The following is a 13,126-nucleotide window of genomic DNA, read 5'->3' on the forward strand; positions in this document are numbered from 1 at the left end:
CCCCCCCCCCCGTAATGCTGGTCGGGCACCCTGAATATCCACCAAAACTATGGCGAATATCATAGTTGAAGGGTGGTTAAAGCCTACCACCGGCTAGACGCACCAGGCAACCAAAACTCCGGTCACGTCTGATTTATTACATGAGAAACGCGTAGTCAACGAGCATATCGACAGGAATCAGCTCGGGTATCCTGCACCCCTTCACAGTTAAAACACGAATGCCCCCGGTTGATGAATCATCAACCGGGGGCATCGTTTAGCGTCTAACGCAGAACCGAGGTTCTACCGCTAAATGCTTAGTGCTGCTCCAGCTCGGAGTTAGCGTTCACGTTCAGCAGGTCGTACTTAGCGAATGCCTTCGCGGGAACGTCTGCTGCAACCTCGCCGCGCTTTGCCAGCATCTGCAGGGTGCGGACAACAACCGACTCTGCATCGATGTGGAAGAAGCGACGTGCACCCGGGCGGGTGTCTGCGAAGCCGAAGCCGTCAGCACCCAGGGTTGCGAAGTCGTTCGGAACGAACTGGCGGATCTGGTCGGGAACATCCGAAGCGAAGTCGGTGGTCGCGACGATCGGGCCAGCAGCGCCTGCCAGCTTCTGGGTCACGTAAGGAACGCGAGCGGGCTGGTTCGGGTTCAGCAGAGCCTCTTCCTCAGCGGCAATGCCGTCGCGGCGCAGCTCGGTCCACGAGGTGACAGACCAGAGGTCTGCGGAGACGCCCCAGTCCTCAGCCAGCAGCTTCTGAGCCTTCTCAGCCCACGGAACAGCAACGCCGGATGCCAGCAGCTGTGCCTTGGGACCGGAGGTCAGCGGGGACTCGCTGATCTTGTGGATACCCTTGATGATGCCCTCAACGTCAACGTTTGCCGGCTCAGCAGGCTGGTGAATCGGCTCGTTGTACACGGTCAGGTAGTACATGACGTTGTGGTCTTCGTCCTTGGTACCGTACATCTGCTCGATACCGCGCTCCACGATGTGAGCGATCTCGTAGCCGTAAGCCGGGTCGTAGATCTTGAACGCCGGGTTGGTGGAGGCCAGAATCGGGGAGTGGCCGTCGTTGTGCTGCAGACCCTCACCGGACAGGGTGGTACGACCTGCGGTTGCACCGATGACGAAGCCGCGGCACAGCTGGTCGGCAGCAGCCCAGAAGCCGTCGCCAGTGCGCTGGAAGCCGAACATCGAGTAGAAGATGTAAATCGGGATCATCGGCTCGCCGTGGGTGTCGTAGGACGAACCCAGAGCGATGAATGCAGCGGTTGCGCCTGCCTCGTTAATACCCACGTGAACAATCTGGCCCTCGGGGGACTCGGTGTAGGTGAGCATGAGCTGGTGGTCAACGGGCACGTAGTTCTGGCCGTTGGGGTTGTACAGCTTAGCCGAGGGGAAGAAGGAGTCCATACCGAAGGTACGTGCCTCATCGGGGGTGATGGGAGCGATACGGTGACCGAAGCCCTTCACGCGCATGAGGTCCTTCATCAGGCGGACGAACGCCATGGTGGTAGCAGCGGTCTGCTTGCCGGAGCCCTTCTTGGTCTGTGCGTAGACCTTGGACTCGGGCAGGATAATCTCAGGCTGGGTGTTTGCACGGCCGGGGATGTAACCGCCGAGTTCCTTACGGCGTGCCTGCATGTACTGCAGTGCCGGGTGGTTTGCCTCGGGCAGGTAGTACGGCGGGTTGTACAGATCCTTCTCCAGCTCCTCGTCGGAGATGGGGATGTTCAGGTGGTCACGGAAGCCCTTCAGTGCTTCCATGGTGAACTTCTTGATCTGGTGGGTGGAGTTACGTGCCTCGAAGAACGGGCCGAGCTCCGCACCCTTAATGGACTGTGCCAGGATGACGGTGGGCTTGCCCTTGGTCTCCATAGCTTCCTTGTAGGCTGCGTAGAGCTTCTTGTCGTCGTGGCCACCCAGGCGCAGGTTGAAGATCTGCTCGTCGGTCAGGTCTGCAACCAGTTCCTTGGTCTCGGGGTACTTGCCGAAGAAGTGCTCGCGGATGTAGCCGCCGTCTTCACCGCGGAAGGTCTGGTAGTCACCGTCGAGGGTTTCGTTCATCAGCTGGATGAGCTTGCCGCTCTTGTCCTTCTTGAGCAGCTCGTCGTAGTCGGAGCCCCACAGGACCTTGATGACGTGCCAGCCTGCGCCGCGGAAGAATGCCTCGAGCTCCTGAACGATCTTGCCGTTACCGCGAACGGGGCCGTCCAGACGCTGCAGGTTGCAGTTGACGACGAAGGTCAGGTTGTCCAGGTGCTCGTTTGCAGCCAGCTGCAGTGCACCACGCGACTCGGGCTCGTCCATCTCGCCGTCGCCCAGGAATGCCCAGACGTGCTGCTCGGAGGTGTCCTTGATCTTGTGGTTGTGCAGGTACTTGTTGAAGGATGCCTGGTGGATAGCGTTCAGGGGGCCCAGACCCATGGAAACGGTCGGGAACTGCCAGAACTCGGGCATGCAACGGGGGTGCGGGTACGAAGGAATACCGTCTGCGCCCTTGGTCTTCTCCTGACGGAAGCCGTCCATCTGGTCTTCGCTCAGGACGCCCTCAACGAATGCGCGGGAGTAGACACCGGGGGAGGAGTGACCCTGGAAGAAGACCTGGTCACCGCCACCGGGGTGGTTACGGCCGCGGAAGAAGTGGTTCTGGCCCATTTCGTAGAGGTCAGCCACACCTGCGAAGGTGGAGATGTGACCGCCAACGCCGATGCCCTTCTTCTGGGCACGCTGAACCATAATTGCTGCGTTCCAACGAATCCATGCGCGGTACTGGCGCTCGAGTTCCTCATCACCGGGGTACTCGGGCTGCTGGTCGACGGGGATGGTGTTGATGTAGTCGGTCTTGACCAGAGTGGGGACCTTTACGCCCTTCTCGCCAGCCTCCTTGAGCAGTGCGCGAAGGATGTACTCTGCACGCTCGGTGCCGTGAGTCTTGATAAGGTCCTCGAGGGACTCAGCCCATTCCTGGGTCTCTTCTACGTCGATGTCCTTCAGGCCATCAAGAAGGGTGCTCAGGGAGTGCTCGTTCGGTACGTTAGCCAAACTAATCCAACCTCTCTTCTGTGCGGTTGTGAGATCGCCCGCCCCGCGATGTTGCGTTGTCGAACAATCTTTGTGTTTAAGCGTTATAGGTCTGTAAGACCCACATCGCTTCTTATCTCTACTATCTTAGACCTAAAGGCGCCTCTCTTGGTCTCAAATGAGGGTTTTTGTGATGTGGGTTTCGCATTGTGACTATCTGAGTGGAAAATATACGCATCAAAAGTACTAGTTAGGGTCTTTTTGTACCTAAATAGCGCGGAATGACGGGGTTGGCGGAATGGCGCGGAATGAAGGGGTATGACCTACCTAAAAGGTAATGGTCCAACATGACTTGTTGTGGCTTAGTGTGGGGTGCAGTGGGAAAGTGAAAAAAATATTGAGACATAGAACACGTGATGTGGATTTGCATGTCGTGCCAGAAGCCCGTATAGTTTTTTCTTGTGTTCGCCACTGGAACGAAAACGAAACAGTGAGAACTACGGGTCTTTAGCTCAGCTGGTAGAGCGCCACGTTTACACCGTGGATGTCATCGGTTCGATCCCGGTAGGACCCACCGATTACCCCGGTACCGCAAGGTGCCGGGGTTTTTGTTTACCCAGTTTTGTTTACCCGGTTTTTCTATACCCATTACCCGCCGCGAGGGTGCCCGGCGGGAAGCTCACGAAGATAATCCAGCCGGAACTGTGATTCCTTCGGGCATAAAACTGCACTCCACCTATATATAGCCTGCCCTAAGCGCGTATCCTTATATACATGACTGAAAACAAGAAGGCACAGATTGGTGTCACCGGCCTTGCTGTCATGGGCGCAAACCTCGCCCGCAACCTGGCACGTAACGGCTACACCGTGGCACTGCACAACCGTTCCGTAGAGAAGACCGACGCACTGCTGGCTGAGCACGGCGCAGACGGCGACTTCATCCGCACCGAGTCCCTGCAGGAACTCGTCGACTCCCTCGAGTCTCCCCGCCGCATCCTGATTATGGTCAAGGCGGGCGCACCCGTCGACGCAGTGATTGAGCAGCTTACCCCCATGCTCGATGAGGGCGACATCATCATCGACGGCGGTAACTCCCACTTCCCCGACACCATCCGTCGCGAGCACGCCCTGGCTGAAAAGGGCCTGCACTTCGTGGGCGTTGGCGTCTCCGGCGGCGAAGAGGGCGCTCTCTGGGGCCCCTCCATGATGCCCGGCGGCTCCGCAGAGTCCTACAAGCACCTGGGCCCGCTGCTCGAAAAGATCGCAGCGAAGGCACCGCAGGACGGCGCACCCTGCTGCGCATGGATCTCCACCGACGGTGCGGGTCACTTCGTGAAGATGGTCCACAACGGCATCGAGTACGCCGACATGCAGGTGATCGGCGAAGCTTACGACATTCTGCGCTCCATCGCAGGCATTGAGCCGGCACAGCAGGCAGAAATCTTCAAGACCTGGAACGAAGGCGACCTGAGCTCCTACCTGATCGAAATCACCGCTGAGGTGCTCGCACAGGTAGACGCAAAGACCGGCAAGCCCCTGGTCGACGTTATCGTTGACGCAGCGGGCCAGAAGGGTACCGGCCTGTGGACCGCTAAGGCTGGCCTGGACCTCGGTTCCCCCGTCTCCGCTATCGCAGAGTCCGTGTTCGCACGCGCCCTCTCCTCCTCCGAGCGTGAGCAGCGCGAGCAGGCACAGCGCGAACTGCCCGCCGGTCTGATTGCAACCACCGGCATCGGTGCAGGCGACCCCGAGTTCGTTGAGGACGTGCGCCGCGCACTCTTCGCATCCAAGCTCGTTGCGTACGCACAGGGCATGGACCTGCTCACCCGCGCAGGTAAGGAATACGGTTGGGACCTGAAGCTGGACACCATCGCATCGCTGTGGCGTGCAGGCTGCATTATCCGCGCCGAGCTGCTGGGCGACATCATGGCTGCCTACGCAGGCGAAGCACCCGCGAACATGCTGCTGGCACCCGCCTTCAAGAACCTCATGGAGGAGCTCGTTCCTTCCTGGCGTCGCGTGGTGGCTAAGGCAACCGCACTGGGCATCCCCGTGCCGGTGTTCGCTTCCGCACTGTCCTACTACGACGGCCTGCGCCGCGACCGCCTGCCCGCATCCCTGATTCAGGGTCAGCGTGACTTCTTCGGTGCACACACCTACGGTCGTATTGACGAAGAGGGCGCCTTCCACACCATGTGGAGCGGTGACCGTTCCGAGGTGAACGCAGCGGACATTCACGTTCACTAAGCTCCCGTAGCTGAATACGTCAAAGCCCGCCTTCGGCTGGATGAGAATCCGGTCGAAGGCGGGCTTTCGTTATGTCTTGTTCGTTATGTCTTGACGGGGCACCCCCGAGATGCCTCAGGGATATATCAGGGGCATCTTGAGGGGCATGGCAGGAGAGAAGACCTGCTGAGCCCGGTGAGAAACCGCCAGGTGCGCCTCTACCGCCTCAAAACGCTTGCCAAGCGCTAGATCCACATGGCGGGGTCAATGTACTCCACAGCGTCCACCAGCGGCTTCTTCTTCTCCGGGGTACGCGGGCGGTGCTTCGCCGGAATACCGGTAATAATCGAATCGGCAGGGTGATCGTTGACGACCACGGCGTTCGCACCAATAGCGCTATCGGCACCAATCTCCACCGGACCCAGCACCTTTGCACCGGCACCAATGGTCACACGGTCACCAATAGTGGGGTGACGCTTCACCTTCTCCAGGGAGCGACCGCCCAGGGTCACGCCGTGGTACAGCATCACGTCGTCACCAACCTCAGCGGTCTCACCAATGACAATGCCCATGCCGTGATCAATGAAGAAACGGCGGCCAATGGTCGCGCCGGGGTGAATCTCCACACCGGTCAGAAAACGAGCAAACTGCGAGAGAGTACGAGCCAGAGCCTTCGTCTCATCCTTCTGCCAGAGCTTATGGGTCAGACGGTGAACCCAAATGGCGTGCATGCCCGAATAGTTCAGCGCAATCTCGACAGCGCCGCGCGCAGCAGGATCGTGCTGGCGGACGTTCTCAATATCTTCACGCAGACGCGCAATAAAACTCATGGGTTCCCTTTCCCTCATCGGTCGTGCTCTGTGTATGCGACCTTTCCAAAGGTACCAACAACGGTGCTCATTCACCTATTCCCGAACTCTGTCGTCGTCATAGTGAGTGCTCTCTTTAACATCTCGGTCACAATTGCGTGCGGAACGTAATATTCGGGCTCGGGCGGGTCTCAGCGGGGGAGTATCGCGGGAAAACGCAAACGCTCCGCCCCGGCATGCAACCGGGACGGAGCGTCGAACACTGCGTACTGTTCTAGATGGCGGCCTCACGGGGAGGGGTGCCGAAGACTGGGGCCTATTAGCCGCGGATATCCTCGTAGAGAGCGGTAGAGATGTAACGCTCACCGAAGTCGGGAACGATAGCCACGATCAGCTTGTCCTTGTTCTCAGACTTCTTAGCCTCCTCCAGGGCAGCCCACACAGCCGCACCGGAAGAAATACCGCCCAGAATACCTTCCTGGGTAGCCAGCAGGCGGGAGGTGCGCATAGCGTCCTCAGCGCTGACCGGAGTTACCGAATCGTAGATGCCGCGGTCCAGGGTGTCGGGAACGAAGTTAGCGCCCAGGCCCTGAATCTTGTGGGGGCCAACGCGACCCTCGGAGAGCAGCGGGGAGTCCTTCGGCTCAACCGCAACAACCTTCACGTTCGGGTTCTGCTCCTTCAGGTACTTACCGGTACCGGAGATGGTGCCGCCGGTGCCAATACCCGCCACGAAAATGTCGACCTTACCGTCGGTTGCTTCCCAAATCTCGGGACCGGTGGTGTTGTAGTGAATGGCGGGGTTCGCCTCGTTGGAGAACTGGGACGCCAGGATAGCGTTCTCGGTGGTCGCAACGATTTCCTTAGCCTTCTCCACAGCGCCGCGCATACCCTCGGTACCGGGGGTCAGCACAATCTGAGCACCGTAAGCGCGCAGCAGCACGCGACGCTCAGCAGACATGGTCTCCGGCATGGTCAGGATGACGCGGTAACCGCGAGCAGCACCCACCATAGCCAGCGCAATACCGGTGTTACCGGAAGTGCCCTCAACAATGGTGCCGCCGGGCTTCAGCGCACCCGACTTCTCAGCAGCGTCAATGATGGCGCGGCCGATGCGGTCCTTAACCGAACCAGCGGGGTTGTAGAACTCAAGCTTGACCGCTACGTTACCGGGAAGACCTTCGTCCAGTCGGTTCAGCTTAACCAGGGGGGTCTGGCCGGTTGCTTCAACAATGCTGTTGAGAATCTTTGCCATGGGGTGCTCCTTCATGAGCTTGGGGGAGGCCAGCCGCGATGGGGTCTCCGCAATGAATAATCGGTTACGTGGCAACTCTACTACTCACCGGCAGTAGGTTTAAACCTGCGGTCACAGTTCGTAATAATGCCAGAGAAAAACCTCAAGGAACGAGGTTCAGAAAGAGGGTACAGAAAAGCGCCGCACAAACCCTTTCTCGACAAAGGACGATGAATGTGCGGCGCTCTCTAGAAACATTATGTAGCCCAAAAGACAACCTCTGTATATAAGAGTAGTGGTGAACTCCGTTCACCGCAAGCTGGAGCCACAAATTTTATTGCCATCAATGGAAAAAACAGTAAAAACCGCATCCTGAGACGGCACAACGCTAAAAGCGGGGGAGAGAACCAGCCTCAGAGGACTAGTTGATGTCCATGTGAAGGTCCCACTTGTTGTTCAGGTAGCGGCCAACAGCCTCACCGAACATCTTTACGTGACGCTTATCAGCCGCCACGGTCTGCTCCTTGCCGTCCTTGAACAGCTTCTCACCCAGATCCACGTTCAGAGTCACGGTCCAGTTGTACGCACCCTGCGCCAGAACCGGCTGCTTGGTGCCAATAGTCAAAGTAGCGGTCGGGTTCACGTACCAGGTCTTCTTCTCGTCAATACCTGCCTTAGTGGAGTCCGCGTACTTCTTCATCGCCGCCAGGGTCTCCTGATCGGTGCTGACCTCGTTCATGTAGTGCATATCGCCGGTACGCAGCAGGTACTCAAACGCCGCACCGAAGTACGCCAGAGCCGCCGCAAAGCCAGCCACCGAATTCTGGTGCATAGCCTCCGGAACGATCGGGGAGGGAACATTCTGCGGCGGGTGCTCAGCGTTACCCGGCTGATACTCGCCGTGCTCCTCCATCTTCTCCAGCTTCGCTACGCCACTGTAATCCTTATTGTCGTTAGGCAGCGGAGAGTTTGCGGCGGTAGCCGAAGCCGACGCAGAAGCGGACGGGGAAGCAGACGCCGAAGCCGACGCAGAAGCGCTCGGCGACGCGGTAGCAGACCCAGAAGCAGCAGAAGCGCTCTCAGAGCCAGAAGCGGAAGCAGACGCCTCAGAAGTAGCCTTAGAGCCACAAGCCGCCAGCAAAGCCATAGAGCTGACGCCCAGCACACCCAGCGCCGCGCGGCGGGTCAGGTTCTCGGACATAGTGATACCTTTCAGTCAGTCGGTGATTGCAACCAGTTTAGCCGCAAACCCAACAGGATACAGAGTTGAGTGGACGAAGCGTGAGAAGCGCCTCGCAGATAAAAGCGTTATGACGAACTATGACGCCGCGGAAGTGGCGGAAGCCTCAGCAGAAGCGGCGGCAGAAGCGGGCGTAGAAGCCGAACCGGATGCCGCCGCGCTCGCGGAGGGAGCACCGCCCTGAACAGTAGCACCGTACGCCACGCTCAGCTCCCACATCTTAGAATCAGCGTGGTAGCGGCCGCGGAAATCGCACTCCTGAACCGTCACCTGAGAAGCAGGACCCGCCGCAGTAGCCGAAGCAGTGGGGGACGCCGCATCAGACACCAGCGCATCCTCGGACGGCTCAGTAGGCTCAGCAGAAGCACTCGCGGAGGCGACCACCGGCTGGATCTTGCCCTCAGCCACCGCCTCCGTACCGAAGTCCAGAGTGTACTTACCCTTAAACAGCAGATTGCCATCACTCATAATGGACGGCTGCGCACTCGAAAGCACATAGGAAGCCGACGGATTCACATACCAGGAACCCTTCTCCACACCCGCAAGAATAGAAGCCGACAGGGCATCCACCTCAGAGCGAGTCTTCGACGACAGCTGAATGCCGGTTGAGAACGCATCCGTGCTACCGGTCTTCACCAGATAATCCATAGCCGCCGCAAAATACGCAATCGCCTCATGGAAACCCGTCACCGTATTCGCCGACAGAGCATCAGTCACCTTCGGCTTCGGAGCATTACGCGGCGGATGATCCACCGTACCCTGCTCATAATTCACCGCACCCTCATAGTGGGTGTACTCCACCAGACCCGAATAGTTCTGACCATCATCGCTGTACCCGTTCGGGTTAGCGCTCGACTTCGAACCATTCAGGCTACCGCCCTGAGAACCCGACTGCTGGCTAGATCCACCCGAACCGCAAGCGCTCAACAGCGCCGCAGAACCGGCAACAGCAGATGCGCCCAAGCCCAAACGCAGCAGGGAGCGGCGAGAGAAAGACGACTGAGAAAAAGAAGACATAAGAGAAAAAACCTTGAATCCAGGAAAGCTCGTTACTACCAGAGTAAAACAGATCATGCCCTAACCCGAGTGCGAGTTAGGGCATGATGCCTCATCCATCTGAGGGCTTAAAGGTTGTCACCATTAGAATTGCCGCCATTACCGGAGTTGCCGGAATTGCCAGCATTACCGCCATTAGCGCCACCATTCTTCGGCTGAGCCGAAGCCTGAACCTCGTACTCATCCTGAATGGTCAAAGTCCAGTCATTATCGTGGCGCACACCGGTAATCACCAGGCCACGCTCAGTGCGGCGCACCTTCTCGGACATCTCCGCGGGAGCACCGTCAATCACCACGGTCGGACCCAAATCAATCACCAAATCAAAAGTCCACTGCACACTCTTCTTCACCAGAGCAGGAACAGCAGTGAACGCAGACATGGTCACCTTCGGCGACACATACCAGTCACGATTCTGCGAGCTCTCATTCGACTCATCCATAAACGACGAGAACGACGCAACGAACTTCTCATCAGCCTTCGACTCACGCAGCGGAGCCGCGTCACCGGTCAGCACCAGGTAATTAATCGCCGCATACACGAACGCAATCGAATCGTACAGACCCTGCACCGAGTTCTCCGAGGCGCTCGCCGGGCGCTTGGGGAACGGCACGTTCTGCGCGGGCGCAGACTCGGTCGCCGGAACGAAATTACCCTTCTTCTCATAGTTGTCGAAGGTAACCTCGCCGCTAAAATCGGTGCGCGCAGACGCCGACGGGGACATCTGAGGGGTATCCGCATCAACAGTCTCATTGCTAGAAGAACCACCGCCGCACGCAACCAGCAGGGCGCTCAAAGACACGCCCGCAACGCCCGCACCCGCGTAACGCAGAGCAGAACGGCGGCTGATACCGTTAGTGGAACTGGGAAGCCCGGAGGTCATGGGGAAAAGCGCCACGGAATACCTTTCGAGTGAGAATCTCAGGTGAGAGACGAGTGAGAGAACGCCTCGACGAGCGGATATCACACGCGGACATCCCTCTAGAGACAGTCCTAAGTATAACGCGCCCCCGCCTTCACACCCGTGCGTACCAGCGCTCAAACGAGCGTGATATGCCGCCCATCAGCGAACTTACCGCAGTCTTACTGTAACCAGCGGGAGCATCGCGCCGAATGGGGCATAGCGGGTATAGCGAAGGAGGGGACGCGTTAATCGTCTATAGAGATCGTCTATAGGGGAGGGGCTACTGGGCGCCCCCGGCGGGAGCAACATCTCCACCAGCGGCACCGGGCTCAGCGGCACCGGGTGCTACGGTCGGCTGAGCCGTCGCAGCGCCAGGCTGAGTCGCCACGGGCTGCGCGGGAGCGGTAGCCGCAGGCGCCTGGGTAGCGGCAGGCTGAGGAGCCTGAGCCGCGCCACCCTGACCAGCAGAACCCTGATCGGCACCACCATTCTGAGAACCAGTGTACTGACGGGAACCGCCCTGACCTGCACCATTCTGGGCGGTAGGAGCCTGCGCACCACCGTTCTGTGCGGCACCATTCTGAGCAGTGCCCTGAGGCGCGCCGTTACCCGAAGTATTCGCGCCGGCGTTCGCACCAGCATTAGCCGCCACAGTGCTGTCATCAGTCACCGTCGGGGTATAGGTCGAGGAAGGATGCGCGCGCGGAGTCTGAGTCGGCTTCGGAGCCAACGCGGGATCGTACTGCTGAGGCGAAATCACGACCCAGCGCTTCGCTTCCTCATCGTACTCAGCGTACAGAGCCTTAATCTCCGGGGCCTCAGTGTCCTCCAGAGGCTTGGTCGTATTGGTTGCCTTCTCAACCCGCATGCCGTGTGCCTGAGTCACGGTGCACGCCCACGAATACTTCGTGCCGCGGGTCGTCGGCTGCTTATCGGTCAGACGGAACGTCCACTCGCCGCCCACCAGCCAATTCGTACCGGGAGCATAGAACGCACGCAACTTCTCCAGCGCCGCACGGTCGGTAGAGTTCTGCGCCTGAACCACCTGCAGAGCAGGACCGGGGTCACCAGTCATACGGGCATAGTTCACCGCCGCCGCAAAATACGCGAAGGTGGCGCGCAGACCGCGGGCGTTCTTCTCGTACATGGTCTCATCCTCAATGGGGATGGGCACGGCACTAGCCTTAGAATCAACGCTTGCCGGGCCGGCAGTCGGCTCAATCGTGTACACCTGACCGGTTTCCGGGTCGGTGCTGCTCATCGGGGCCGCACCGTTGCCCGCAATGTACTTAGTCCACTTCAGCTCGCCCGACAGGTTGTCGTAGGCGCCCGCAATCGAAGCGGAAGCAGTGGGGGAGGCGGTCGCCTCCGCAGTCTTTTTGGAACCGCAAGCGGCAAACATCGCACCCAGGGCGGCGGTGCCCGTAAGCGCAATAAAGTGGCGGCGGCTGTGAATCATAGTGATCCCCTTGAATGTGCTGTGATGCGGAAGTATCGGTGATAAGTGAAGAGCTCACGCTCCAATTCTCAGCCTAACATCACGCCCCTACAGGAGGGCGCGAAACAGTCACCCGCAGGGCGGGTAGACGCGTATTGAGGCGAAAATGGGCGGACCTCATCTAGCCCCTAGCCTATAGATTTCACGCGTGGCACACAAATAAAAGCCCTCATCCGTGCCTCATATCACCCAATATGACGGGTTCTTTGAGGCACGGATACAAAGAAGCTTTAGGCTGAGCCTCGAATATAACGAGCCGCCTTAGAAGAAGTGCTCTCATTCGGGGTCGGGTGCGCACTCGGAATATTCGCGGACGGTTCAGCGGTAGCCGCAGGGGTAGCGGTAGTACTCGGGGAAGAGTTCGGATCCTCCAGCATCTGCCAGCCCTCTTCACCAAAGTAGACGTACGCATCCGCCTTCTGATTGCTGCCGTAGATACCGGTGAGCTGCTCACGCTGACGGGTCTCATGGTTGAACAGGAACGCGTTCTCGTCAACCTTCAGGGTCGCCTTCCAGCAGTAGACGTCCTGCTCGGTAGCGGGCACCGGCTGAGGGGAACTCAGGTTAATGCACATGGGGTGGTTGTTCTTAGAGACCAGCCAGCCAATGTTGTAGCGGTAGATATCGCGGTACATCTGCGCCATTTGACTAAAGTGCTCCTGGCCGGGCAGATCCATGAAGGGGTTGGTGTCACCGGTGAGGAGCATGTAGTTCTGTGCCGCACCCCAGTACTGCAGGAAGGCGTGCAGGCCCTCGACGGTGCGCTCTTTAGCTTCCGGGGGCATGGTGGGGCGGGGGACATTGACGGCTCGATGGCTCAGGGTGCCGTTTGAGAAATTTCCGGAACGCTCAAAGAACTGATCCGGCAAAAGAGCCGGTCCGCGACCATCCAGAGCCGATGCGGGCAGAGGCTCGGCATACGTAATACTGCGCGTGGTGGTCGCAGATTTGGTCTGGGGGCTCTGAGGAGCAGCCTTAGTAGGGGAAGGGTTAGCGAGTGGTTGAGGGCGAGAAACTGCGCTGGGGCTGCAAGCGCTTGCGAGTGCACTCAATGCTGCTCCGGAAGAAAGAGCAAGAAGATGGCGACGTGACAGCGAACCGAACATACGCAACCTTTCGCAAGAGTAAAGACGGGCAGGCAGTAATGGGTAGC

9 protein-coding genes and 1 tRNA gene are annotated in these 13,126 nt (G+C 58.9%); 2 read left to right on the forward strand and 8 right to left on the reverse strand.

Annotated elements, in window-relative coordinates; translation table 11 throughout:
- Positions 1-296: 296 nt before the first annotated feature.
- The gene (aceE, locus tag HMPREF2999_RS05865; protein ID WP_070676725.1) at positions 297-3,029 is read right to left on the reverse strand and encodes a pyruvate dehydrogenase (acetyl-transferring), homodimeric type; all 2,733 of its coding nucleotides are present in this window, start codon (positions 3,027-3,029) and stop codon (positions 297-299) included.
- Positions 3,030-3,509: 480 nt separating this feature from the next.
- Here aceE and HMPREF2999_RS05870 point away from each other — a divergent pair.
- Together HMPREF2999_RS05870 and gndA are read left to right on the forward strand one after the other, a co-directional pair.
- Positions 3,510-3,582 (forward strand) — tRNA-Val (locus HMPREF2999_RS05870).
- A gap of 200 nt (positions 3,583-3,782) precedes the next feature.
- A complete protein-coding gene (gene gndA, locus HMPREF2999_RS05875) occupies positions 3,783-5,255 on the forward strand; it encodes an NADP-dependent phosphogluconate dehydrogenase (protein WP_005505596.1) in 1,473 nt (490 codons plus the stop codon).
- A 224-nt stretch (positions 5,256-5,479) separates the two neighbouring features.
- On the opposite strand, the gene epsC is transcribed toward gndA, so the two are convergent.
- The 7 genes from epsC to HMPREF2999_RS05910 form a co-directional block, all read right to left on the reverse strand.
- Complete coding sequence (gene epsC / locus HMPREF2999_RS05880; RefSeq protein WP_005505599.1) at positions 5,480-6,064, reverse strand: serine O-acetyltransferase EpsC; 585 nt, start codon at positions 6,062-6,064, stop codon at positions 5,480-5,482.
- Positions 6,065-6,362: 298 nt separating this feature from the next.
- A complete protein-coding gene (gene cysK / locus HMPREF2999_RS05885) occupies positions 6,363-7,298 on the reverse strand; it encodes a cysteine synthase A (protein WP_049362987.1) in 936 nt (311 codons plus the stop codon).
- A 400-nt stretch (positions 7,299-7,698) separates the two neighbouring features.
- Complete coding sequence (locus HMPREF2999_RS05890) at positions 7,699-8,478, reverse strand: DUF6318 family protein (RefSeq protein ID WP_070676723.1); 780 nt, start codon at positions 8,476-8,478, stop codon at positions 7,699-7,701.
- Between the two features lie 117 nt (positions 8,479-8,595).
- Positions 8,596-9,534, reverse strand: a complete 939-nt coding sequence (locus HMPREF2999_RS05895; protein ID WP_070676722.1) for a DUF6318 family protein — start codon at positions 9,532-9,534, stop codon at positions 8,596-8,598.
- A 107-nt stretch (positions 9,535-9,641) separates the two neighbouring features.
- Entirely contained in the window at positions 9,642-10,469 is an 828-nt protein-coding gene (locus tag HMPREF2999_RS05900) for a DUF6318 family protein (protein ID WP_070676720.1), read from the reverse strand.
- Positions 10,470-10,755: 286 nt separating this feature from the next.
- Positions 10,756-11,934: a DUF6318 family protein gene (locus HMPREF2999_RS05905; RefSeq protein WP_070676719.1), complete on the reverse strand. Its 1,179-nt coding sequence runs from the start codon at positions 11,932-11,934 to the stop codon at positions 10,756-10,758.
- A 269-nt stretch (positions 11,935-12,203) separates the two neighbouring features.
- Positions 12,204-13,025: a DUF6318 family protein gene (locus HMPREF2999_RS05910; protein ID WP_246823091.1), complete on the reverse strand. Its 822-nt coding sequence runs from the start codon at positions 13,023-13,025 to the stop codon at positions 12,204-12,206.
- Between the last annotated feature and the right edge of the window lie 101 nt (positions 13,026-13,126).

The organism is Rothia sp. HMSC066H02, assembly GCF_001814995.1.
In the GTDB taxonomy this organism is placed as follows: Bacteria; Actinomycetota; Actinomycetes; order Actinomycetales; family Micrococcaceae; genus Rothia; species Rothia mucilaginosa.

Coding starts and splice junctions, on each gene's coding strand:
- HMPREF2999_RS05905 (WP_070676719.1), bottom strand. CDS start 11,934: ATGATTCACAGCCGCCGCCACTTTATTGCGCTTACGGGCACCGCCGCC.
- gndA (WP_005505596.1), top strand. CDS start 3,783: ATGACTGAAAACAAGAAGGCACAGATTGGTGTCACCGGCCTTGCTGTC.
- cysK (WP_049362987.1), bottom strand. CDS start 7,298: ATGGCAAAGATTCTCAACAGCATTGTTGAAGCAACCGGCCAGACCCCC.
- HMPREF2999_RS05890 (WP_070676723.1), bottom strand. CDS start 8,478: ATGTCCGAGAACCTGACCCGCCGCGCGGCGCTGGGTGTGCTGGGCGTC.
- HMPREF2999_RS05895 (WP_070676722.1), bottom strand. CDS start 9,534: ATGTCTTCTTTTTCTCAGTCGTCTTTCTCTCGCCGCTCCCTGCTGCGT.
- epsC (WP_005505599.1), bottom strand. CDS start 6,064: ATGAGTTTTATTGCGCGTCTGCGTGAAGATATTGAGAACGTCCGCCAG.